Source organism: Lactococcus sp. S64 (assembly GCF_016516525.1).
GTDB lineage: Bacteria > Bacillota > Bacilli > Lactobacillales > Streptococcaceae > Lactococcus > Lactococcus lactis.
In genome coordinates, this window is record NZ_JACVUQ010000001.1 from 57,430 (window position 1) to 80,804 (window position 23,375).

The following is a 23,375-nucleotide window of genomic DNA, read 5'->3' on the forward strand; positions in this document are numbered from 1 at the left end:
TGTTAGAATCATTAAAAAGGGGAGTAGAAATGGTAAATATTTATTTAGTTCGACATGGAAAGACAATGTTTAATACAATTGGTAGAGCGCAAGGTTGGTCTGATACACCTTTAACTGCGGCAGGAGAACAAGGAATTATTGAACTTGGTCTAGGCTTCAAAGAAAAAGGTATTAAATTTGACCGAGCTTATTCATCTGATTCTGGACGTACAATCCAGACAATGGGCTTTATCTTAGCTAATTCTGATAATGAAGGAATTCCATACACTTATGATAAAAGAATCCGTGAGTGGTGTTTTGGTTCATTTGATGGTGGCTATGACGGAGAACTTTTTGATGGCGTTCTACCAAGAATATTTACTGAAACTGGAAATCATCATACCGACGAATTTCCTCCAGATGAAGTAATTGCTAATGCGATTTTTGAAGTTGATACGGCTGGCTGGGCTGAACCATGGGAAAAACTTTCAGGACGTATCATGGACGGTTTTACAGATATTGCCAAGGAATCTGAAGCAAAAGGGGCTAAAAATATTGTTATTGTCAGCCATGGAATGACCATTGGAACTTTTGTAAAACTCGCTCACCCAGAACTCCCTCGTCCACATGGTCTTGATAATGGTTCTGTCACTCATTTAAGTTTTGAGGATGGAAAATTTACCATTGGAAAAGTCGGAGACATGTCTTATCGAGAAATAGGGAGTGAAAAGTTAGCTAAAAAATGAAAAAAAGAATAACATTTAGTTTAATCGTGCTTGTTCTTTTGATCATTGGCGCTTTGGGATTTATTTTATTTACCAATGATAAGTCAAATTCAACAAACGAATCATCTAAAAAAACAAGTATTTCGTCTTCTAAAGAGGCGGCAAAGAAAAAAGATTTACCTGACGCTAAACAATCAGATTGGGATTTAGTATTGGTGAGTCGAAAATCACCTAAAGATGAAATGAACCCAACACTGGCAACCGTAAATGGGATTCAAGTTGATCAAAGGATAGCATCAGCGGTTCAACAATTTTTAGCAGCAGCCCAACAAATATCACCAGCTGAACATTTAATCTCAGGTTATCGGTCAGTCTCATATCAAGAAGGGCTTTATCAATCTTATGTCCAAGCAGAAATGAATGGTCAAGGAACAGTAAATTCTAGTGGAAATCCAATTTCAGAAGAAGAAGCGATAAAAAATGTACAAACTTATTCTCAGCCGCCAAGAAGTTCAGAACATCAAACAGGATTAGCGATTGATATGAGTAATATTGATAGCCTAAATGAGAGTCAATATGCAAAACAAGTTGCAGTAATTGCTCCCAAATATGGATTTGTTCTTCGTTTTCCAGAAGGGAAAAAGGCAGAGACAGGAATTGGTTATGAAGACTGGCATTTTAGATATGTTGGTTTAGAAAATGCTAAATATATGACCGAACACAATCTTACTTTAGAAGAATATCTAAAACTATTACCAGCATAAAGGAAATGAAATCATGCTAAACCGAACCAGACTTCTACTCTATGTTAATGTTGCTCTATTTATTTACAGTGTCTCGGAAATGATTAAAGTTCTCCTTGTTCATAATAATTTCTTTAGTCAATTTTTTAATAACTTATCGACAAATATAAAAACATTAACGACTAAAATTTCGTCAACAATTACGAGTTGGCAAAGTTTAATCTATTTATTGATTTTTGCTTTATTAATCTTTCTATTATTGAAATTTTGGCGTTTTACTTTTATACTTTTAGAAATTATTTCGGCACTTTTGATTATAGATTATGCCATACTTTTCATTCAACATGAAGTAAAGTATGAAAGCCTCTTTGTCATTGCTGTAATGGTAATTACAGTCATGAATATTTGGCAAACATCCAAAGATTCCAATCTTTTATAAATGAAATTAGCACTCTAATAAAAAGAGTGCTAATTTTTATGTCTTTTTGCTTGACAAGGTATAAACAAAGGGTTATAATAAATTTGTTAGCACTTAGAGATGAAGAGTGCTAAAACAGAAAAAGCTTGTAGATACTAAACAGAAGTCAAAGGCTCAAGAAATTTTTGAGCTTGCGAAAGAAGTTTTGCCGAACTTCTTATCTGTGGAGAAAGGAGTAGTCATGATTACAGAACGTCAAAGACAAATTTTAAATTTGATTGTTTCTCTTTATGCCAAAGAGCATACACCAATCGGTTCAAAGTCGCTCCTTGATAGTATTCAAGCTTCTAGCGCTACAATCCGAAACGACATGAAAGTTTTGGAAAAACTAGGCTTGATTCAAAAAGAACACACCTCAAGTGGACGTGTTCCAAGTGTTTCAGGTTATAAGTATTTTGTAGAAAATGTCATCCAGTTAGATGAATTTAGTCAAAATGACTTATTTAAAGTGATGAAAGCTTTTGATGGTGATTTTTATCGCCTATCTGACCTGTTTAAAACAGCAGCTAAAAGTTTATCAGGACTCACTGGTTTGACAAGCTTTGTTCTTAATGCTCCCCAACGTGACCAACAATTAGTTTCATTTGAAATGGTCATGCTGGATAGTCATTCAGTACTTTCAGTTATAACATTAGGGACTGGTGAAGTAAGAACAAATCAATTTATTCTTCCAAAATCGATGACCGAAGCTGATTTAGCAGTCTTTAGTAATCTAGTTAAAGAACGTCTGGTTGGTAAAAAAGTGATTGATATTCACTATACTTTACGAACAGAGATTCCACAGATTGTTCAGCGTTATTTCAAAGTTACGAGTGAAGTTCTCCAACTCTTTGAATCAATTTTTGATGATTTGTTCAAAGAACGGCTGACCGTCGCTGGGCGTAAAAATATCTTTGATTATGCAACTGACAATCTTGCAGAATTATATAAACTCTTTAGCGATGATGAACGGATGCTTCATGAAATTCGCGAAATCACTAATAACGATGAAATGCGTGCCGTTAAATTTGACAATGACGAAAAATACATGAAAAATTTAACGATTATTTCGCAAAAATTTGTTATCCCATATCGCGGTTTTGGTACTCTAACAGTCGTTGGACCTGTAGAAATGGATTATCAAAGGACATTATCAGTTCTTGACTTAGTTGCTAAAGTTTTAACTATGAAGCTGAGTGACTATTATCGTTATCTTGATGGTAACCATTATGAAATTAGCAAATGATAAAAAAGTTATTTAAAAAAGGAGGGCCTATGTCCGAAGAAACTAAAGAAGAAATCAAAAATAAAAAAGTTGATGAAGAAGTGACTGAGGAGTTAACAGAGGAAGCACTTGAGGATATTGTTGAAGAAGAAATCAATGAACTTGATGAAGCACAAAAGTTAGCGACTGAGTGGGAAAATAAATTCCTTCGCGTTTCTGCAGAAATGCAAAACGTACAACGTCGTGGAAATGAAGAACGTTTGCAACTTATCAAATATCGTTCACAAGATTTAGCAAAAAAAATCTTATCTTCACTAGATAATCTTGAACGTGCACTTGCTGTTGAAGGATTAACGGATGATGTTAAAAAAGGCCTTGAAATGGTCCAAGAAAGCTTGATTTCAGCACTTAAAGAAGAAGGCGTTGAAGAAGTTTCTTATGACAGTTTCGACCATAATCTTCACATGGCTGTTCAAACTGTCCCAGCTGATGATGAACATCCAGCTGATAGCATCGTGCAAGTTTTCCAAAAAGGTTACCAACTTCACGAACGTTTACTTCGTCCAGCAATGGTTGTCGTAGCACAGTAAATTAAAAAATAAATTGACCGCAAAGTCTTTAAACTATTCATAAGTAATAAGAAATAAAGGAGATTTAATAATATGTCTAAAATTATCGGTATTGACCTTGGTACAACAAACTCAGCAGTAGCAGTTCTTGAAGGAACTGAATCAAAAATTATTCCAAATCCAGAAGGAAATCGTACAACACCTTCAGTTGTAGCTTTCAAAAATGGTGAAATCATTGTCGGTGACGCTGCAAAACGTCAAGCGGTAACTAACCCAGAAACAATTATTTCTATTAAATCAAAAATGGGAACATCTGAAAAAGTTTCTGCAAATGGTAAAGAATACACACCACAAGAAATTTCAGCAATGATTCTTCAAAACTTGAAAGCTACAGCAGAAGCTTATCTTGGAGAAAAAGTAGAAAAAGCAGTTATTACTGTACCTGCATACTTCAATGACGCTCAACGTCAAGCAACTAAAGATGCTGGTAAAATTGCTGGTCTTGAAGTAGAACGTATCGTTAACGAACCAACAGCAGCAGCTCTTGCTTATGGTCTTGATAAAACAGATAAAGATGAAAAGATTCTTGTATTTGACCTTGGTGGTGGTACATTCGACGTTTCAATTCTTGAACTAGGTGATGGTGTCTTTGATGTTCTTGCAACTGCTGGTAACAACAAACTCGGTGGTGATGATTTTGACCAAAAAATCATTGACTGGATGGTTGCCGAATTCAAGAAAGAAAACGGAATTGACCTTGCCCAAGATAAAATGGCTTTGCAACGTTTGAAAGATGCAGCGGAAAAAGCGAAAAAAGACCTTTCAGGTGTAACAACTACTCAAATCAGCTTGCCGTTCATCACAGCCGGTGCTGCTGGCCCTCTTCACTTGGAAATGGCTTTGACTCGTGCTAAATTTGATGAATTGACACATGATCTTGTTGAAGCGACACGTCAACCAGTTCGCCAAGCCCTTTCTGATGCTGGCTTGTCAACTTCTGATATTGACGAAGTTCTCTTGGTTGGTGGTTCAACTCGTATCCCTGCTGTTGTTGAACTTGTTCGTCACGAAACAAACAAAGAACCAAATAAATCAGTAAACCCTGATGAAGTTGTTGCTATGGGTGCAGCAATTCAAGGTGGTGTGATTACTGGTGACGTTAAAGATGTTGTTCTCCTTGACGTTACTCCACTTTCACTTGGTATTGAAACAATGGGTGGTGTCTTCACAAAATTGATTGACCGTAACACAACTATCCCAACTTCTAAATCACAAGTCTTCTCAACTGCTGCTGATAATCAACCCGCTGTAGATATTCATGTCCTTCAAGGTGAACGTCCAATGGCAGCTGATAACAAAACTTTGGGTCGTTTCCAATTAACAGATATCCCTGCAGCACCACGTGGTATTCCACAAATCGAAGTAACATTTGATATTGATAAAAATGGTATTGTTTCTGTTAAAGCTAAAGACCTTGGTACACAAAAAGAACAAACAATCGTTATCAAATCAAACTCAGGTCTTTCTGATGAAGAAATTGATAAAATGATGAAAGATGCTGAAGCAAATGCTGACGCTGATGCAAAACGTAAAGAAGAAGTTGATACACGTAATGAAGCTGATGCTTTAGTTTTCCAAACTGAAAAAACTTTGAAAGACCTTGAAGGAAAAGTAGAAGAAGCTGAAGTTAAAAAAGCTGAAGACGCTAAAGAAGAACTCAAAAAAGCGCTTGAAGGTGAAGATATTGATGATATCAAAGCTAAATCAGAAGCACTTTCTGAAATCGCTCAAAACCTCGCTGTAAAACTTTATGAACAAGCAAATGCAGCTCAAGGTGAAGCTGGACAAGCAACTGATGCTCAAGAAGCTCCAAAAGATGATAATACATTTGATGGTGACTTTGAAGAAAGCAAATAATAATTTATAAAAGCACTGATTCTTTTTTCAGTGCTTTTTTTTATAAAAATTGGACAAAATAGACATGTTGTCTAAAAACTATTTCAGATTCTTGCAATCATTTTCTTCTTGTACTATGATGAAATTAGTAAGAGATTGGAGGAGAATTAGAAGTAAAGAGACTAAAAAATTTAGTCAAACTGATGTTGTTTAGATTAGAGGAGGTTAATTATTATGCGTTATACAAATGGAAATTATGAAGCTTTCGTTCACCCAAGAAAACCAGAAAATGTTGATCAAAAATCAGCTTATATTATTGGGGCAGGCCTTGCAGGGCTTGCAACAGCAGTATTTTTAATTCGTGACGGTCAAATGTCAGGGGACCGTATTCATATTTTAGAAGAGTTACCATTGTCAGGAGGTTCTCTTGACGGTTCCTTTATTCCACATGATGGTTTCGTTGTTCGTGGTGGACGTGAAATGGAAAACCATTTTGAATGTCTTTGGGATTTATTCCGAACAATTCCGTCATTAGAAGTGGACAATGCATCTGTTTTAGATGAATTTTATCGAATTGACCGGGATGACCCAAATTCATCTAACTGTCGTATTATCCATAATCGTGGTGAACGGGTTGATGATGATGGAAAATTTACCCTAAGTCCAAAAGCTCAAGAAGAAATAATCAAATTATTCATGACTAAAGAAGAACTACTTGTAGGTAAAACAATAGAAGATTGCTTTACTGATGAGTTCTTCGAATCAAATTTTTGGCTTTATTGGTGTTCAATGTTTGCTTTTGAAAAATGGCATTCAGCTATTGAAATGCGTCGTTACATTATGCGTTTCATCCACCATATTGAGGGGTTACCTGATTTTTCTGCCCTAAAATTTACAAAATATAATCAATATGAATCGCTAGTAAAACCATTAATTTCATACTTAAAAGATCATGGAGTTGATTTTAAATATGGAGCACAGGTTGAAAATGTTGAAGTTGACTTTTCAAATGGCAAAAAGGTAGCAAAAGCTATTGTATTTGCTGACAAAAAAATAAAAGAACTGACAGAAAATGACTTAGTTTTTGTCACAAATGGTTCAATTACAGAAAGTTCAACTCAAGGTTCACCAACACAAGCTGCTCCGAAAACTAGTGAACTTGGTGGCTCTTGGAAACTTTGGCAAAATTTAGCTAAACAATCAGAAGAATTTGGACATCCAGATGTTTTTTGTAAGGACATTCCAAAAGAAGCTTGGGTTGTATCAGCAACTGTCACTTGGAAAAATTTAAAGATTCAACCTTATTTTGAAAAATTAACACATCGTCAATTGCGTTCAGGAAAAGTTGTCACAGGAGGAATTATTACTGTTAAAGATTCAAATTGGCTCCTTTCATTTACAACTCACCGCCAACCTCATTTTAAAGAACAAAATGACCAAGAAACAGTAACTTGGGTTTATGGTCTTCTTTCAAATACACCTGGGAACTATATCAAAAAACCAATTGAAGATTGTACAGGTGAAGAAATTACTCAAGAATTACTTTATCATTTAGGAATGCCAGAAGAAGAAATTGAAGCATTTGTTAAAGAAAATACTAATACAATTCCAGTATATATGCCTTTCATTACTTCTTATTTCATGCTTCGTGAACCAGGGGATCGCCCTCTTGTAGTACCTGAACAATCAGTCAATTTAGCGTTTTTAGGAAATTTTGCGGAAACTGAGCGTGATACAGTCTTTACAACCGAGTATTCAGTCAGAACTGCGATGGAAGCTGTTTATCAATTATTAAATGTTGATCGCGGTGTTCCGGAAGTCTATGCTTCGGCTTATGATTTACGAACTTTAGCAAGTTCAGCCTACTATCTATCAGATAAGCAAAAATTAGAAGATTTAGAGCTCTCATTTATTAAAAAACAAGCGCTCAAAGTTGGACTTAAGAAAATCAAAGGAACATATATTGAAGAACTTCTAGAAGATGCGGGTTTGATTTAAAAATTAAATGAAGTCACAAGAAATAGCGAAGGAGCAACCTTCGCTATTTTTGATACAATTATTCTTATGATTGAAGAAAATTTATACCAAGAGCTTGTTGAAATTAGACATTATCTTCATGCTCATCCCGAAATATCAGAAAAAGAAGTTGAAACGACAAAATTTATTCGTCAAAAATTAGCAGATTGGCAAATTGAAATAATGGATAGTCAGCTTAAAACAGGACTTGTTGCAAAAATTGGCTCAGGAAAACCGATTATTGCGCTAAGAGCAGATATTGACGCCTTACCTATTCTAGAAGAAACAGGATTAGAATTTTCCTCTGTAAACAAAGGAGCAATGCATGCTTGTGGTCATGACTTACATATGACTAGTCTTTTAGGAGCTGCTAAAATTCTAAAAGAGAAGGAAAGTCAGTTTAGTGGGACAATCAAACTTATATTTCAACCTGCCGAAGAAATTGGCGAAGGAGCCAAAGAAGTTCTAAAAACAGGATTAGTTTCAGATGTTCAAGCTTTTATTGGCTACCATAATATGCCTACTTTGTCAGCTGGAGTAATTGGCTTACGTGAGGGTGGAGTAATGGCAGCCGTTGAACGTTTTGAAATTTTAATAAAAGGTCAAGGAAGTCATGCGGCATATCCGCAAGAAGGTCAAGATTTGATTTTAGCTAGTGCTGCAATTGTTCAAAATCTACAACAGATTGTTTCTAGAAATATTTCACCACTGAGAGCTGCTGTTGTATCTGTCACACACATTGAAGCCGGAAATACTTGGAATGTTCTACCAAACAATGCCCGCTTAGAAGGGACAATAAGAACTTTTGACAATGAAGTACGTTCTTTAACAAAGAGAAGATTCAGCCAAATTATCGAAGCCACTGCAAAAGCTTATGATGTTGAACTAGAGATTAAATGGTTAATGGAAGCGGACCTTACGTTCAACGATTTCGAGTTGACAGATGTTATCAGGAAAAGAACCGAGCAATGGCATGATAAGGTAGTATATCCAGAGCCGTCAAGTGCGGGGGAAGACTTCGCTAATTATCAAAAGCAAGCTCCAAGTGTCTTTGCTTTTATTGGCTCAAATGAACAAGGGGCCTCTGGACTTCATTTTGCTGATATGGTCGTTCAAGATGAAACTCTAAAAGTTGCTGTTGACTACTATTTGGAAAGCGCTCATCAATTACTTGAACACTTTAAATAAAAACTATTATTAGATAGTTTTTTATTTTTGAGTTTTTTTGGAAGAAAATGATAGTTAATGATTGATTTTGAAAGATAAAGGTGTTATAATGATTTTTGTAAACGAATTCAGGAGATGGAAATGTTAGCAAATGAAAGAAAAAGACGGATTGTTGACTATCTAAAATTAAAAAGAAGAGCAACGATTGAAGAACTTCTTACGTTAATGGATTGCTCTATATCGACGCTTAGGCGAGATTTGAATGAATTGGAAAAAGAAAAATCTTTAAGACGAGTTCATGGTGGTGCAGAACTTACACAAGACTTATCGGAAGAATTAAGTATTTCCGAAAAAACTTCCAAAAACATTCAAGAAAAAGAAGAAATCGCTCAAAAAGCATTATCGAAAATTAAAGATGGGGATATTATTTTTTTAGATGCTGGGACTACAACTGGTATCTTAGCTGAACTTATCAATCAATCTCATCTTTATTTAACGATTGTAACCAACTCTGTCAGTCATTTGGCGAAATTAACAGATGACCGATTAATCGTCTATCTGCTCGGTGGACGAGTGAAAAAGGTAACAGATGCAATAATTGGGAGTCAGGCTTTAGAACAACTTTCTGCTTATCAATTCAATAGTGCTTTTGTTGGAGCTAACGGCTTTGACAATGAACACGGAGCAATGACGCCAGACCATGAAGAAGCAGCAATAAAAGGACTAGCAGTCAAACAAAGCCAGAATGCTTTCATATTAGCCGATTCTTCTAAATTAGGACAAATGAGTTTTGTCAAATTTGCTAATTCTGAAGAAGTTGAATTAATTACCGAGAACAATTAGCGTTTGTTTTTAAATGAATCGTGTGAAAAAAATTTCACTAAAAGTTAGTATTTGCAAACCTACGTCTTACATAAAGGAGAATTATGATTTATACAGTAACACTCAACCCAGCACTTGACTACTTCATGAATTATGAAGAGTTAGCACTTGGTGAGGTGAACCGAACAGGGAAAACACAGATTTCAGCAGGTGGTAAAGGAATTATGGAAAGTCGCATGCTAAGTCTTGTAGGTGCCAAAAGCAAGGCACTAGGCTTTCTAGGTGGATTTTCTGGTCAATATATTAAAGATTTCTTAGATGAGAATCAGATTGATTCGGATTTCACAGAAATAGAAGATTTGACAAGAATTAATGTCAAGCTGAAAAGTCAGGAAAGCGAAACAAGTCTTGATGCGGCTGGACCAAAACTTCAAGAAAGTGAAATTAATCATTTTCTTGAAAAATTTGATCATTTGAAAGAAGATGATATCGTTGTCTTTGCAGGTACAATCCCTAAAAGTCTTGGTGAAGATTTCTATGAGCGTTTGATTGCTAAAGTCCAAAAGCAAAAAGCAACTTTTGTCATGGATGTTGATGGTCAAAAATTACTTGATTCGCTTCCTGCTCATCCCCTACTCATTAAACCAAACCGAGAAGAACTAGAAGCAATCTTTGAAACAAGCTTCAAAAATAATGAGCAAATCATTCCTTATGGTCAAAAACTTTTAGAAATGGGTGCTCAAAATGTTATCGTATCAATGGCTGGTGATGGAGCGCTCCTCTTTACAAATGAGAAAGTTTATTTTGCTCAAGGGATTAAAGGAGAGTTAAAAAATTCTATTGGTGCTGGTGATTCGACCGTTGCAGGATTTTTAGCTGAATATAGCCAGTCTAAAGACCCGCTATTAGCATTTAGACAAGCAATCGCTTGTGGAACTTCAAAGGCATTCTCAGATGATATGCCAAGCCGAGCATTTTTGGAAGAAATTTATAAAAAAGTTAATATTTCAGAGGTGAAATGATGGAAATAAAAGATTTACTTAAAACAGAGGTTATGATTCTTGACCTCCAAGCAACTAGCAAAGAAGCCGTTATTGATGAAATGGTCAATAAATTAGTTTCTGAAGGTTATGTCAATGATTTCGCAACTTTTAAAGCAGGAATTATGGCCCGTGAGGCACAGACTTCAACCGGACTTGGCGACGGAATTGCAATGCCTCACAGTAAAAATACAGCGGTCAATGAGCCAGTCGTTCTCTTTGCAAAATCAAAAGTTGGTGTTGACTACGCCGCATTAGATGGACAACCTGTCAATCTTTTCTTCATGATAGCAGCACCAGACGGTGCTAATGATACTCACTTGGAAGCTTTAGCACAACTTTCAACTTATCTTCTTAAAGACGGTTTCCAAGATCGTTTGAGAAAAGTTGAGTATCCAAGAGAGGTCATTCAGCTTTTTTCTGAAAAACAAGAAGAAATTAAGACTGTTGAAAATGCTGAACATTATATTGTAGCTGTAACGGCTTGTACAACGGGTATTGCTCATACTTATATGGCTGAAGAAGCGCTTAAAAAACAAGCCTTGGAAATGGGCGTTGGAATTAAAGTTGAAACCAATGGTGCGCGTGGAATTGATAATAAATTAAGTGCAGCTGATATCCAAAAAGCAGATGCTGTTATTGTGGCTGCGGATAAGAAAGTTGAAATGAATCGTTTTGCTGGTAAAGAAATGGTTCAAGTTCCAGTTGCACATGCCATTCGAGATACGGAAGAATTAATTAATCGTGCACTTTCAGGTAAAGCACCAATCTATGAAGCAGACGGATCTGATGAAGTAAAAGAAGAATCATCTGGTGGATTAGGAAAAGCATTCTATAAACACTTAATGGGTGGGGTTTCTGCAATGCTTCCATTCGTTGTTGGTGGTGGGATACTTATTGCTCTTGCTTTCTTGATTGACCAAGCAATGGGAGTTCCTCAAAGTCAATTGGCTAATCTAGGAGTTTATCATCCTTTAGCAGCTTACTTTAAAAATGTTGGTGGTGCAGCTTTTGCCTTTATGTTACCTGTTCTAGCTGGTTTCATTGCCAACTCTATTGCTGATAAACCTGGTTTAGTTGCTGGTTTTGTCGCTGGTTCTATGGCATCTTCTGGTCTTGCATTTGGTCATTTAGATCCTGCTAAAATGATTCCGTCTGGTTTCTTAGGAGCCCTAGTTGGTGGTTTCCTTGCCGGTGGTGTCATTATCCTTTTACGTAAAGCTTTTGCAAAACTTCCTCGTTCACTTGATGGAATTAAAGCTATCTTGATTTATCCATTAGTTGGAACATTTATTACAGGTTTCCTAATGCTCTTTGTCAATATCCCAATGGCAGCAATTAATACCGGTCTCTCTAACTTCTTAGCGAGTCTATCAGGAGCATCTGCCCTTGTACTTGGTTTAGTTGTTGGTGGAATGATGGCTATTGACCTTGGGGGTCCAATTAACAAAGCTGCTTATATCTTTGCAACTGGTACTTTAGCAGCAACAGTTTCAACTGGTGGTTCAGTAACAATGGCTGCCGTTATGGCTGGTGGGATGGTTCCACCACTCGCAACTACAGTCGCTGTTATCTTGTTTAAAAATAAATTTACTAAAGAAGAACGCAATGCTGGTTTGACAAATATCGTTATGGGGCTTTCATTCATCACTGAAGGGTCAATTCCGTTTGGTGCATCTGACCCCGCACGCGCAATTCCATCATTTATGATTGGAGCAGCAGTAGCCGGTGGTTTGACTGGTATGGCAAACATTAAATTGATGGCACCACATGGTGGAGTCTTCGTTCTCGCTTTGACAAACAATCCTTTACTTTATCTCTTGTTCATCTTGATTGGCGCAATTGTTTCAGGCCTATTATTTGGTGCATTGAAAAAAGCAAAATAAAAATGAATGAGAATAATAAGAGCGGTTTAATACCGCTTTTTTTGATATAATAGAGGAAGTAAACTGGGGGATTGGGAGAGATTATTTTGAGTTTTATTGCACTTTTTGAGCTGGCGCTTTTTTTCCTTAATGTTATATTATCCTTTGTCATTATTTTTAGGGAAAGAAAATCAACAGCGGCAACTTGGTCATGGCTCTTTGTAGTTAATTTACTGCCTATCATAGGCTTTATTTTATATTTACTCATTGGACGTGGCATTTCGCATTATCGTATTTTTAAAGACCGAAAAAGGTTTCAGTTGGGTTTTGAAAAACAATTAGAACATGCTGAAAAATCTTACACAGATCGATTATTTATTAAAAAAATGAGACAAAATCATGTAATTGGTCAGTTGATTCATATGCTTTATGTTGAAGAAAAATCAATTATTTCAACAAATACTGGTGTGAAAATCTTCAATGATGGACGTCAGAAATTTAATGCTCTGATTGATGATATTAATAAAGCAAAACATCACGTTCATATGGAATATTATATTTTTCGGATGGATCGAATGGGTCATGAAATCTATGATGCTTTACTTGCAGCTGCAAAACGAGGAGTCGAAGTTAAACTTTTAATTGACGCTTGGGGTTCAAATAAAACAAAAATGTCTAATTTTAAAGAACTTCAGGAGGCTGGTGGGCATGTAGCGCAATTTTTTCCATTAATTATGCCTTTAGTTAATCCACGAACAAACTATCGTTTACACCGTAAAATTGTAGTTATTGATGGAATTATTGGATACACGGGTGGATTTAATGTTGGTGATGAATATGCTTCAATTACAAAGAAATTTGGCTATTGGCGTGACAATCATTTACGTTTGACTGGTGATATTGTTTATAGCCTACAACATCGTTTTATTTTAGACTGGAATTCTCAACATCATTTTGAAGTGACCGAGGGAGAGCCTTATTTCCCAGACTCTATTGTTGAAGGTCATGTAGCGACTCAACTTGTGACTTCGGGACCAGATGAGGACAAGGAGCAAATCAAATTAACTTACATGAAGATGATTTCGGGTGCAGAGCGAGAAATTATCATTCAAACCCCTTATTATATTCCGTCTGATGCTTTACATGAATCTATAAAATTAGCATTGTTATCGGGTGTACAGGTTAAATTATTGATTCCAAATAAGCCGGACCATCCACTGGTTTATTGGGCGACTTATTTCCATGCTGCTGATTTAGTTAAATATGGCGCGAAAGTTTATACTTACGAAAATGGATTTGTTCACTCTAAAACATTGATTATTGATGGAGAGTATGCCTCAGTTGGGTCAGCTAATTTAGATTATCGAAGTTTGCAATTATGTTTTGAAGCTAATGTTGTTATCTATGATTATGACATTTCTCAAAAATTACGAAATGATTTTATGAAGGATTTGAAATTGAGCCGTCCATTAACTTTAGAGCGTTATGAAGAACGTTCTAAGTTAGTTCGTTTTAAAGAAGGTTTAGCTCGTTTAATTGCACCAATGCTCTGATACCTATTATTAAAAATTGAAGTAGTAAGATTTATTGAAGAAAAAATTTAAAAGAGTAAGATGAAAATGGAGGAGAGAAATGGAGAATAAACTCAATATTGTGATTATTACAGGGATGTCTGGGGCAGGTAAAACGGTTGCCATTCAATCCTTTGAGGACATGGGTTATTTCACGGTAGATAATATGCCACCAAATTTAATTGAAAAATTTGTGGGCCTTTTGAATACACCAGATAATAAGATTGATAAAGTTGCCTTGGTTGTCGATATGCGTTCACGCGCTTTCTTTGAAGATATTCAAAGTATTGTGACTGAATTGACTGATAACGGGTCTGTTAATTTCAAACTTTTATTTTTAGATGCAAATGATACTGAATTGGTTTCAAGATATAAGGAAACTAGAAGAAGTCATCCTCTTGCTATTGCTGGTAGAACGCTTGATGGAATTACTAAAGAACGTGAAATTTTAGCTGATTTAAAAAATCTTTCAGAAGTGGTTATTGATACAAGCGAATTGACTCCAAGAAATCTCCGAGCAAGAATTTTACAAAAATTTGCTTCTAGTACGGAATCTACATTTAGAATTGAAGTTATGTCATTTGGATTTAAGTATGGCTTGCCTTTAGATGCCGATTTAGTCTTTGACGTCCGTTTCTTGCCAAATCCGCATTATATTGCTGAATTACGTGATAAAAACGGAACAGATAAAGAAGTTTATGACTATGTTATGGAACATCCACAGTCGGAAGAATTTTATGAAAATTTGATGAAAATGTTAGTTCCAATTCTTCCAGCTTATAAAAAAGAAGGTAAATCAGTTTTAACAATCGCTTTTGGTTGTACGGGTGGTCAACACCGGTCGGTTGCTTTTGCTGAAAGAGTCTCTGCGGCTTTGAAGGATAAATGGCATCTCAATGTCAGTCATAGAGATAAAGACCGTAGAAAGGAAACGGTAAATCGTTCATGAGCAATCCAAAAGTTGTAGTTATTGGTGGAGGAACTGGAATTCCAGTTGTCTTAAAAGCACTTCGTAAAGAAAAAATTGATTTAACGGCTATTGTAACTGTGGCAGACGATGGTGGGTCTTCTGGGCGAATTCGTTCAGCGGTGAATATTGCACCGCCAGGTGATTTGCGTAATGTATTGATTGCCATGTCAGATATGCCCAAGTTTTATGCTGATATTTTACAATATCGTTTTGATAAATCTGATGGTGAATTAGCTGGTCATCCTCTGGGTAATCTAATTATTGCAGCAGTTTCTGAAATGCAGGGTTCAACTTATCGTGCAATTCAAACATTAGCTCAATTTTTTCATGTGGAAGGGAAAATTTATCCTTCGTCTGATGCCGCGTTGACCTTACATGCTGTTTTTAAGGATGGTCATGAGGTCTTAGGTGAAAGTCATATTGCTAGCTATAAGGGATTGATTGACCATGTTTATTTAACTCAAACAGCTAGTGGTGATAGTCCAGTTGCGTCCAAAAATGTAGTGAAATCAATTATGGAAGCAGATACCATTGTCTTGGGACCTGGCTCACTTTTTACTTCGATTTTACCTAATATCGTTATTCCAGAAATCTGCGAGGCTCTTTGGAAAACCTCGGCTAAAATTGTCTATGTTTGTAATATCATGACTCAGCGTGGGGAAACAGAACGTTTTTCAGATGCTGACCATGTTCGAGTATTAAATGAACATATTGGGACAAAAGTGATTGATACTGTCTTGGTGAATATTCAAGAAGTTCCTGAAGAATACATGAATACGAATAAATTTGATGAATATCTGGTTCAAGTTGACCATGATTTTGAGGCATTAAAAGCAGAAGAGGTCAACGTTATCTCTAATAACTTCCTTGAACTTCGTGACGGCGGAGCCTTTCATAATGGTGAAGCTGTTGCTAAAGAAATTGTCGCAATTTCACAAAGGCAAGAGTTTAGACATTAAAAAATTTACTGACAGAGTGTTTGTCAGTAAATTTTTATAAGAAAAAAGTCTGACAGAAAGAATAGAGCAGGGAAAAAATATCCTGTCCTGTATAGAAAGAATTATGAGTTTCACAAGTGATGTAAAAAAAGAATTAACAAGTAATTTAGCAACAACTGGAGCACTTTTGGCACTTGTCAGAATGAATGGCTCTGTGGGTATTTTTAATGGATTAACTTTATCAATTACGACTGAAAATGCTGGAACTGCTAAATATATTTATCAAATGTTAAGAGAACTCTACGATGTTCATGCTGAAATTCGTGTTCATCAAAAGACTACGCTCTCTAAAAATCGGGTTTATACGGTTTTTATAACTGAGGGTGCGAGTGAATTATTAGATGAATTAAGTTTAGCAGATTCGTTGATGTTGGATAATGGTGTGCCAGAATTTGTTAAAAATGATGAATTTATCAAAAAGGACTATTTACGAGGAGCTTTTTTATCAGCAGGCTCTCTCCATAATCCTGAAAAAGGTGAGTATCAGTTATCAATTGCTAGTGTATATCAGGAACATGCGGAAGATTTACAAGAAATTTTTCGAGATTTTGGTTTAAATGCGCGCGTTATTGAAAGGAAAAATCGCTGGATACTCTATTTATCAAAAGCTGAAGAAATAATGGATTTCTTGACTTTAATTGGAGCGATGAAAGCAAGATTGAAATTTGAAGAGGCGAAGATTATGCGTGAAATGCGTGGTTTAGCTAATCGGCAGTCCAATTTTGAAAATGCTAATATTGCTAAATCAGTTATGGCGGCTCAAGAAGCAATTAATGCTATTAAATTTCTTAATGAGAGAAAAGAATTAGAACAACTTCCAGAGAATTTAAAGGAAATTGCTCGTGTACGTCTAGAAAATCCTGAAGCAACAATTAAAGAGTTGGGAGAGTTGCTTGAACCCCCTTTAGGGAAGTCTGGAGTAAATCACCGACTTAGAAAACTTGTTGAACAAGCTAATGAGTTAAGAAAAATTGAGAATTAAAAAAACTAGCTAGATATTCTTGCTAGTTTTTTTATACTTTGTCTTATTTCCACCCATTGAGGAAAAAACGAGAAACGATTTCAGCTTTTTCTATAAGTAAATTCATTGATAAACCTTTCATTCCTGAATTGAAAATACTTAAAATCAGAAGAAAATCTTCTTGGCTATAATCACTAGAAATTTTTCCTTCCGCCTGGCCTTTTTGAAAAAGTAATAGATAAATCTGCTTCTGTAAAGAAAGGGCATCATCATCTAGTAATTCAGGACTATTTGTATATTGAGTCATCATGTTTTCTGAAAAAATCGGCTGATAATGTTCAAGTTGCTGAATTTTTAATTGAAGAATTGCTTGATAAGTCTGATTAAAATCTAAATTACTTTCAATAAGAGTTTTAATTTCCATAGACAATTGATTGAGATTTTGCCTAATAACCTGGTTAATCAATTGATTTTTGCTATGAAAATATTTAAAGAGTGTCACTTTTGAAACGTCTGCTTTGTGGGCAATTTCGTCAACGGTAATTTCTCTAATTGTTTTTTGGTTTAATAAGTGAAAAGTGGTTTCTAGAATCGCTTTTTTCTTTTTTTCTGTTTGATTCATAAAAGTTCCTTTCAACTTGATTGGATTGGGTATTTACTATCAAAAATTATAGCTTTTTTCTTGAACTATTTCAAATGTAAGCGTACAATATGAACTATAAGTAATGATTCAGTACATTTTATGATAATAGAGGATAAAATTCAGGAGGAAGAAAGATGGATAAGTTAGTTGAGGTAAAAGGACTTCAAAAAAACTTTGGTCAATTTCAAGCCTTAAAAGATGTTTCTTTTGAGGTAAATGCTGGAGAAGTTCTTGGCTATATTGGCCCTAATGGTGCTGGGAAATCAACAACAATTAGAATTTTGCTTGGAATCATTCGAGCGACCCAAGGAAAAGTTCAAATTTTTGGTAAGGATGTCTGGCAAGATTCAATTGAGATTCATAAAAAAATTGCTTATGTTCCAGGGGATGTTTACCTTTGGCCAAATTTATCTGGCGGAGAAACGATTGATTTATTTTTAAAACTTCATGGAGCAATCAATCAAGAAAAACGAGACCGATTAATTAAAAAGTTTGATTTAAATCCTAAGAAAAAAGTTCGCTCTTATTCTAAAGGAAATCGACAAAAGATTGCGCTCATTGCTGCTTTAGCAACTGAGGCTGAGCTCTATATTTTTGATGAGCCAACGAGTGGTTTGGATCCACTTATGGAAGCCGTTTTTCAAGAAGAAGTAAAAGGACTAAAAGCTGCTGGCAAAGCAATTATTTTATCAAGTCATATTTTATCAGAAGTTGAAAAATTAGCTGATAGGGTAGCGGTGATCCGAAAAGGAGAGATTGTTGAAACAGGCACACTTGATGACTTGCGACATTTGACCAGATATCAGTATAAAGTTGAAACGGAACAAGAAGCTGTTGGCTTAAAAGAATTATCTTCTGTTCATGATTTACAAATTAAAGAGAATGAAGCGACATTTCAAGCCGATTCAGATGCAATAGATGAAATTTTAAAAACACTCTTACTTTATGGGGTAAAGAAGCTGGAAGCCACGCCACCAACACTTGAAGATCTGTTTATGCGACATTATCAATAGGGGGCTTACTATGAAACAACCACTTTATAATACAGGAGTTTTATTTAAGACTTTAATAAAAAGGGATTGGTTTAAGTTAGCTTTCTGGATTTTAGGAATGCTTGCTTTTGCTGCTTCAGGGGCAGGGAAAATGGAAGTTGCCTCGAATCCGGAGACGGCTAGTACTCTTTATACAATGTTTGTCAAAAATCCAGCAATGGTCGGATTATTTGGACCAACTCCAATAAATAATCCAACTAATTATAGTCTGGGGCCGATTTTTGGTCAAACCATGACTTTAATTACGGGGCTGACTTTCGCTATTATTTCGATTATTTATGTTGTTAATCGAAGCAGAAAAGAAGAAGATGATGGGATTACAGAACTTTTTCGGTCTTACTCTATTGGAAAATTGGCAAATACGACTGCTTTAGTCATGGAACTTTTGCTCTTACATTTAATAATGGCTATCTTATTAGCTCTTTCAATAGAGGCCCAAAACGTGGCTGGCTTGGATCATTTAGAAAGTAATTTTCTATTTGCTTTCACAACAAGTGCTCAGGGTTTCCTTTGGGGAATGTTTGCTTTACTTTTCGGTCAAATTTTCTCTGAAGCAAGTACAACTAAAGGGATGACATTCGGTTTACTGGGTTTGTTATATATTGTTCGAATGCTAACAGATGTAACAAATCTTTCCATAGGTTGGTTCAATCCTCTGTCTTGGTCTTATCTAGCTTTTCCTTATGTTAAAGGTCATGAAAATTGGTTAGCTGTCTTTTTGACTTTTCTCTTAGCTTTTCTACTTTTAGGAATATCCTATATCCTAGAGCTTAAAAGAGATGTGGGAGTGGGGTATTTTCCCGAAAGAAAGGCGCGACTTCATGGGAAAAAGGGACATTTCGGATTTCCTGGTCTCGTTTTGAATCTTGAAAAAAAGATGATTATCGGTTGGCTTTTGGCAAGTTTTGTTCTGGGCTTAGTTTATGGTTCAATGTTTGGACAAATGGACCAATTTATTTCAAGTAATAAAACCGTTAAGGAGCTTTTTGTTGGGAATGAAACGGCAGCGAGTGCGATTAGAGGAAACTTCATGGTCACTCTGTTTTCGATATTGTCAATCTTAATCGCAGCGTTTGGTGTAATTTTACTGACAAAAATGGTGAGCGAGGAAAGAAAAAATCGTCTGGAAGCTCTTTATGCTTTACCACTTTCACGACTAAAAGTGTATTCCACTTATTTACTGACAGCTATTCTGTCAGTAATTTTAGCTCAGTTTTTAGCGCTTTTTGGAATATTTATTGAACAGTTGGGTAATAAAAATGCTTTGAGCTTCTTAGAAATTATGAAATCTGGCATGATTTGGCTTGTTGCTGTCATATTTGTTTTAGCAATACTTAGTCTGTTACTTGGGCTTGTGCCTCGTTTGGCAGAATTAATTTGGGTATATCTTGCTTTCTTACTTTTTATGACTTATCTTGGAAAATTATTATCTTTGCCAAAATGGCTTGAAAATTTAAGTATTTATAACTATATTCCTAAATTGCCAGTTGAGAAAATGAATCTTTCTAACGTTTTATTCATATTGATTTTATCTGTTTTATTAATTTTACTTGGCTTTGGAGCTTATAGAAGACGCGATTTAATCACTGGGTAAAATAAATAAAAAAGCTATCATAATTGATAGTTTTTTTTTATGAAAATTGATATTTTATAGATTACTTTCAAAAGTGTAAGAATAGTACTTACTAAGTATAGTAAAATAAATATATATAAATTAAGATTTAGGGGAGAATTATGAAAAAAATTATTATTTTTGCTGGTCTTGCAAGTGTATTGACATTTGGCGCTTTTAATTATCTAAAAAAACCGGGGAGTGAGCTGGGAGTCTTGGCCACTAAAGCAGTCACACCTAAAATATTGAATCCTAAAAACAATGAAGTAAATGAGAAAAGTTTAGATAATTTTGCGAAGAATACCCATATAATTATATCGTCACCTGATAAAGAGAAGGCGATTGATGAGGTGGTAGAAGAAGAGTTAAATAAGAAAGATAATAAACTGAATAAGGGTGAATTATACGCTCTATATAATAATTCAACTGAAGCATTGGAAAATACTAGCCGTTCAGTTGCAGATTTTATGAATGATATATTAGGAAGTAAATAGCGAATAGCTTGACTTTTAAATTGTAAAATGAACAACAAAATGTCGTATAAGCCTGATTTTACAGTATTTCTTAGCATTAATAAGAAATTTATGATAGAATGAATGAGTTATTTTATAAATACGCTTTCAGGAGAAAAATTATCATGATGAATCCGGCAGAAATTTTATCTGCGACCATTCACCACGGTCAGGAAAAAATTAAACGTCCATTTTTAGAAAAAGCTGTGCTTGGTTTTATTGGCGGAGCAATGATTTCCTTTGGTTATTTACTTTATATTAGAGTAGTAGCTTCCGTTGCTGAGGAATTAGGAAGTCTTGCGAGCTTAATCGGAGCAAGTGTCTTTCCAATTGGCTTAATTGTTATCTTATTGGGAGGTGGTGAGTTAATCACTTCAAATATGACAGCTGTATCAACTTCATTATTTGCTAAAAAGGTAAGTTTGAGTGATTTGCTTAAAAATTGGTTGATTATTACTTTGTTTAATGTGATTGGAGCAATTTTTGTCGCTTTCGTCTTTGGACATCTCGTAGGATTGACTGGTACAGGAGATTATAAGACGGAACTTTTGAGTTTGGCTCAAGCAAAGATTAATGCGAGTTGGTCACAAGAATTTCTATCAGGGATTGGTTGTAATTGGTTCGTTGGTTTAGCTATGTGGATGTGTTACGGAGCAAAGGATGCGGCAGGGAAAATATTGGCCGTTTGGTTTCCAGTGATGGCTTTTGTTGCGATTGGTTTTCAACATAGTATTGCAAATGCTTTTGTTATTCCTGCAGCAATTTTTGAAAATGGAGCGAGCTGGCTAGATTTTGCTCATAATTTCTTGTTTGTTTATCTTGGAAATCTCTTAGGTGGATCAATTTTTGTAGCTGGTTTTTACAGTTTAGGGTATCGTAGACAGGCTAGAGAACAAGAAGAACTTAAAAATCAAGAATAAATAAAAAAGTTACTGACAGAAAGTCGGTAACTATTTTTTTAACTGATGATAACGATTGTACCAAATCTCGACGTACTCTTTAGAAAAAGGTCCTTTTTCATTGTTAATCCAGTCAACAAGAATTTTGACATTTTCTTTTAGAATATGATCAATTTCTTTTGGATAGTGCATTTTGCGGCGGTGGCGTTCATATTCTTCAACATCGAGTAATTTTTTTTCTCCATCTTTGAAGACCTTCACGTCAAGGTCGTAATCAATATATTTCAGCGCTTCGTTATCGAGGACGAAGGGGCTCGCTAGATTGCAGTAGTAGCTAACGCCTTCCTCACGAATCATAGCAATGATGTTAAACCAAAACTTTTTGTGGAAGTAAACAATGGCAGGTTCGCGTGTCACCCAACGACGGTCGTCAGATTCTGTCACTAATGTGTGATCGTTTACTCCAATAATTGAATTTTCATTTGTTTTTAGAACCATCGTATCGCGCCAAGTGCGATGAAGATTCCCATCATGTTTATAGCTTTGAATCGTGATGAAGTCGCCTTCTTTCGGAATTTTCAAGGCTATTCTCTCTTTCTCAATTCAAAGTTCTCATCTATTAATATACCATTTTTTAAATGAAATTTACAGTAAAAATGTTTAGTTTAAGCAATAAATTACTAATAATTGTTCGGATTTTTTTATTTTTATGTAGTAGAACTGTGTTTTTATACTATCAAGAAATATTAGTCATCCAAGTCAAAAATTGTCAAGGCAGACTGAAATTCTTCCCGCAAATGGGCTTTACGAAATTTTAACCAATCGGAACTTTTGCGAATCGCATTGTATCTTTTGCGCAAATGCCAGTTTTCGGCAATTTGATACTGCGGATATTCTTCTAAAAAGTGATTAATCATCTGCCATTCATAAGGATAGCCTAGTGGATGAGCGTGATAGAGGACTTTATCAAAAGTTAATGGCAAGCGTCTTTGATGAAGATGACCAAAAATAACATCACTGATTTTGGGAAATTTCTTAAAGGTTTCATGAAAATGTTGCGAACCTAAGTAGGCATTAAATCGGGCGAATTTTTCATAACGAGTATTAATGATAAATTGCTGATGAGGAACGAAATGGGTACTGACAATAATTTTATCAATCTTAGGATTTGCTGATAGTTCTGTCAGTAACTTTTCTAATTTCTGTAATTCAAGATTTGTTATCTTGATATCATCAAATTGACGATGAATTTTTCTATCAAAATAAAATGAATTTTTAAAAGCTATGATTTTTTTTATATCAATTTTTCCAGTCATGAAAGAATAATCATACCAACCGTGGAAACTGACAAAAGCAGTAGAAGCAAAAGTTTTTACTTGAAAATTACTGACAGAAATTTCTTCTTCAGAAAGACCAACCATATCGTGATTTCCAAGATTGTAAGTGACTGACAGCTCTGTCAGTAATTCTATTTGCTTGAAAAAAGGTTCGGAAATTCCGTGAAAATCATTTGAAATATCACCAGCAAAATGTAAATCTGTAATCTTTAAATCCTTTAAAAGAGACAGAAAAATATCAATTTCTTCTTGAGAAAAATGATTAGAATCCATATGAAAATCAGAAATCACAGCCAAGCGTCTTTTTTTAGTCATA

Annotated in this window: 22 protein-coding genes; 19 read left to right on the forward strand and 3 right to left on the reverse strand. The window is 35.2% G+C overall.

What is annotated here, in order from left to right:
* Positions 1–29: 29 nt before the first annotated feature.
* The 15 genes from IAE51_RS00275 (at position 30) to whiA (ending at position 17,025) form a co-directional block, all read left to right on the forward strand.
* On the forward strand, positions 30–725 hold the full coding sequence (locus IAE51_RS00275; RefSeq protein WP_003130927.1) for a histidine phosphatase family protein: 696 nt from the start codon (positions 30–32) through the stop codon (positions 723–725).
* Positions 722–1,468, forward strand: a complete 747-nt coding sequence (locus tag IAE51_RS00280) for a M15 family metallopeptidase (RefSeq protein ID WP_200094419.1) — start codon at positions 722–724, stop codon at positions 1,466–1,468. The genes IAE51_RS00275 and IAE51_RS00280 overlap by 4 nt, the downstream gene beginning before the upstream one ends.
* Positions 1,469–1,481: 13 nt before the next feature.
* Positions 1,482–1,886 (forward strand): hypothetical protein, encoded by a 405-nt coding sequence (locus IAE51_RS00285; protein WP_017864407.1) that lies wholly within the window; start codon positions 1,482–1,484, stop codon positions 1,884–1,886.
* A gap of 220 nt (positions 1,887–2,106) precedes the next feature.
* Positions 2,107–3,150, forward strand: coding sequence for a heat-inducible transcriptional repressor HrcA (gene hrcA / locus IAE51_RS00290; RefSeq protein ID WP_010905650.1), 1,044 nt, complete (start codon positions 2,107–2,109; stop codon positions 3,148–3,150).
* A 29-nt stretch (positions 3,151–3,179) separates the two neighbouring features.
* Complete coding sequence (grpE, locus tag IAE51_RS00295) at positions 3,180–3,719, forward strand: nucleotide exchange factor GrpE (protein ID WP_200094421.1); 540 nt, start codon at positions 3,180–3,182, stop codon at positions 3,717–3,719.
* A 72-nt stretch (positions 3,720–3,791) separates the two neighbouring features.
* Complete coding sequence (dnaK, locus tag IAE51_RS00300) at positions 3,792–5,615, forward strand: molecular chaperone DnaK (protein ID WP_015426235.1); 1,824 nt, start codon at positions 3,792–3,794, stop codon at positions 5,613–5,615.
* Positions 5,616–5,828: 213 nt separating this feature from the next.
* Positions 5,829–7,592 (forward strand): oleate hydratase, encoded by a 1,764-nt coding sequence (locus IAE51_RS00305; RefSeq protein WP_085624504.1) that lies wholly within the window; start codon positions 5,829–5,831, stop codon positions 7,590–7,592.
* A 66-nt stretch (positions 7,593–7,658) separates the two neighbouring features.
* Complete coding sequence (locus IAE51_RS00310) at positions 7,659–8,798, forward strand: M20 peptidase aminoacylase family protein (protein ID WP_058211992.1); 1,140 nt, start codon at positions 7,659–7,661, stop codon at positions 8,796–8,798.
* Positions 8,799–8,918: 120 nt separating this feature from the next.
* Entirely contained in the window at positions 8,919–9,620 is a 702-nt protein-coding gene (locus IAE51_RS00315; RefSeq protein ID WP_010905655.1) for a DeoR/GlpR family DNA-binding transcription regulator, read from the forward strand.
* An 83-nt stretch (positions 9,621–9,703) separates the two neighbouring features.
* The gene (gene pfkB, locus IAE51_RS00320; RefSeq protein ID WP_200094424.1) at positions 9,704–10,621 is read left to right on the forward strand and encodes a 1-phosphofructokinase; all 918 of its coding nucleotides are present in this window, start codon (positions 9,704–9,706) and stop codon (positions 10,619–10,621) included.
* Positions 10,621–12,525: a fructose-specific PTS transporter subunit EIIC gene (locus IAE51_RS00325; protein ID WP_023189394.1), complete on the forward strand. Its 1,905-nt coding sequence runs from the start codon at positions 10,621–10,623 to the stop codon at positions 12,523–12,525. The genes pfkB and IAE51_RS00325 overlap by 1 nt, the downstream gene beginning before the upstream one ends.
* Positions 12,526–12,611: 86 nt before the next feature.
* Entirely contained in the window at positions 12,612–14,057 is a 1,446-nt protein-coding gene (gene cls / locus IAE51_RS00330; RefSeq protein ID WP_010905657.1) for a cardiolipin synthase, read from the forward strand.
* Positions 14,058–14,136: 79 nt separating this feature from the next.
* Positions 14,137–15,024, forward strand: a complete 888-nt coding sequence (gene rapZ, locus IAE51_RS00335) for an RNase adapter RapZ (protein WP_200094427.1) — start codon at positions 14,137–14,139, stop codon at positions 15,022–15,024.
* On the forward strand, positions 15,021–16,004 hold the full coding sequence (yvcK, locus tag IAE51_RS00340) for a YvcK family protein (RefSeq protein WP_033900040.1): 984 nt from the start codon (positions 15,021–15,023) through the stop codon (positions 16,002–16,004). The genes rapZ and yvcK overlap by 4 nt, the downstream gene beginning before the upstream one ends.
* A 103-nt stretch (positions 16,005–16,107) precedes the next feature.
* The gene (gene whiA / locus IAE51_RS00345) at positions 16,108–17,025 is read left to right on the forward strand and encodes a DNA-binding protein WhiA (protein WP_015426241.1); all 918 of its coding nucleotides are present in this window, start codon (positions 16,108–16,110) and stop codon (positions 17,023–17,025) included.
* Positions 17,026–17,068: 43 nt separating this feature from the next.
* Here the strand turns inward: whiA and IAE51_RS00350 are convergent, their stop codons facing one another.
* Entirely contained in the window at positions 17,069–17,626 is a 558-nt protein-coding gene (locus IAE51_RS00350; protein WP_058203680.1) for a TetR/AcrR family transcriptional regulator, read from the reverse strand.
* Positions 17,627–17,781: 155 nt separating this feature from the next.
* Between IAE51_RS00350 and IAE51_RS00355 the strand changes: the two genes are divergently transcribed.
* The 4 genes from IAE51_RS00355 to IAE51_RS00370 all read left to right on the forward strand — a co-directional run bounded on the left by IAE51_RS00355 (position 17,782) and on the right by IAE51_RS00370 (position 21,743).
* Positions 17,782–18,660, forward strand: coding sequence for an ABC transporter ATP-binding protein (locus IAE51_RS00355; protein ID WP_033900038.1), 879 nt, complete (start codon positions 17,782–17,784; stop codon positions 18,658–18,660).
* Between the two features lie 10 nt (positions 18,661–18,670).
* The gene (locus IAE51_RS00360) at positions 18,671–20,293 is read left to right on the forward strand and encodes an ABC transporter permease (RefSeq protein ID WP_200094429.1); all 1,623 of its coding nucleotides are present in this window, start codon (positions 18,671–18,673) and stop codon (positions 20,291–20,293) included.
* A gap of 140 nt (positions 20,294–20,433) precedes the next feature.
* Positions 20,434–20,805, forward strand: coding sequence for a hypothetical protein (locus IAE51_RS00365; protein ID WP_109990833.1), 372 nt, complete (start codon positions 20,434–20,436; stop codon positions 20,803–20,805).
* A 143-nt stretch (positions 20,806–20,948) separates the two neighbouring features.
* The gene (locus IAE51_RS00370) at positions 20,949–21,743 is read left to right on the forward strand and encodes a formate/nitrite transporter family protein (protein ID WP_023189387.1); all 795 of its coding nucleotides are present in this window, start codon (positions 20,949–20,951) and stop codon (positions 21,741–21,743) included.
* 30 nt (positions 21,744–21,773) lie between these two features.
* Here IAE51_RS00370 and IAE51_RS00375 read toward each other — a convergent pair whose 3' ends face one another.
* Both IAE51_RS00375 and IAE51_RS00380 read right to left on the reverse strand, forming a co-directional pair.
* Positions 21,774–22,304: a DUF402 domain-containing protein gene (locus tag IAE51_RS00375; RefSeq protein WP_003130958.1), complete on the reverse strand. Its 531-nt coding sequence runs from the start codon at positions 22,302–22,304 to the stop codon at positions 21,774–21,776.
* 164 nt (positions 22,305–22,468) lie between these two features.
* Positions 22,469–23,374 carry a metallophosphoesterase gene (locus tag IAE51_RS00380; RefSeq protein WP_058211987.1) on the reverse strand — a complete coding sequence of 302 codons (906 nt, stop codon included), beginning with the start codon at positions 23,372–23,374 and terminating at the stop codon, positions 22,469–22,471.
* Position 23,375: the final 1 nt, after the last annotated feature.

Bases quoted from the DNA above. Each gene is read 5' to 3' on its own strand.
- IAE51_RS00355 (WP_033900038.1), top strand. From the start codon at position 17,782: ATGGATAAGTTAGTTGAGGTAAAAGGACTTCAAAAAAACTTTGGTCAA.
- IAE51_RS00285 (WP_017864407.1), top strand. From the start codon at position 1,482: ATGCTAAACCGAACCAGACTTCTACTCTATGTTAATGTTGCTCTATTT.
- IAE51_RS00315 (WP_010905655.1), top strand. From the start codon at position 8,919: ATGTTAGCAAATGAAAGAAAAAGACGGATTGTTGACTATCTAAAATTA.
- rapZ (WP_200094427.1), top strand. From the start codon at position 14,137: ATGGAGAATAAACTCAATATTGTGATTATTACAGGGATGTCTGGGGCA.
- IAE51_RS00310 (WP_058211992.1), top strand. From the start codon at position 7,659: ATGATTGAAGAAAATTTATACCAAGAGCTTGTTGAAATTAGACATTAT.
- whiA (WP_015426241.1), top strand. From the start codon at position 16,108: ATGAGTTTCACAAGTGATGTAAAAAAAGAATTAACAAGTAATTTAGCA.
- IAE51_RS00365 (WP_109990833.1), top strand. From the start codon at position 20,434: ATGAAAAAAATTATTATTTTTGCTGGTCTTGCAAGTGTATTGACATTT.
- IAE51_RS00325 (WP_023189394.1), top strand. From the start codon at position 10,621: ATGGAAATAAAAGATTTACTTAAAACAGAGGTTATGATTCTTGACCTC.
- IAE51_RS00275 (WP_003130927.1), top strand. From the start codon at position 30: ATGGTAAATATTTATTTAGTTCGACATGGAAAGACAATGTTTAATACA.
- dnaK (WP_015426235.1), top strand. From the start codon at position 3,792: ATGTCTAAAATTATCGGTATTGACCTTGGTACAACAAACTCAGCAGTA.
- hrcA (WP_010905650.1), top strand. From the start codon at position 2,107: ATGATTACAGAACGTCAAAGACAAATTTTAAATTTGATTGTTTCTCTT.
- IAE51_RS00360 (WP_200094429.1), top strand. From the start codon at position 18,671: ATGAAACAACCACTTTATAATACAGGAGTTTTATTTAAGACTTTAATA.
- IAE51_RS00280 (WP_200094419.1), top strand. From the start codon at position 722: ATGAAAAAAAGAATAACATTTAGTTTAATCGTGCTTGTTCTTTTGATC.
- IAE51_RS00350 (WP_058203680.1), bottom strand. From the start codon at position 17,626: ATGAATCAAACAGAAAAAAAGAAAAAAGCGATTCTAGAAACCACTTTT.
- IAE51_RS00370 (WP_023189387.1), top strand. From the start codon at position 20,949: ATGATGAATCCGGCAGAAATTTTATCTGCGACCATTCACCACGGTCAG.
- IAE51_RS00305 (WP_085624504.1), top strand. From the start codon at position 5,829: ATGCGTTATACAAATGGAAATTATGAAGCTTTCGTTCACCCAAGAAAA.
- yvcK (WP_033900040.1), top strand. From the start codon at position 15,021: ATGAGCAATCCAAAAGTTGTAGTTATTGGTGGAGGAACTGGAATTCCA.
- pfkB (WP_200094424.1), top strand. From the start codon at position 9,704: ATGATTTATACAGTAACACTCAACCCAGCACTTGACTACTTCATGAAT.
- grpE (WP_200094421.1), top strand. From the start codon at position 3,180: ATGTCCGAAGAAACTAAAGAAGAAATCAAAAATAAAAAAGTTGATGAA.
- IAE51_RS00380 (WP_058211987.1), bottom strand. From the start codon at position 23,374: ATGACTAAAAAAAGACGCTTGGCTGTGATTTCTGATTTTCATATGGAT.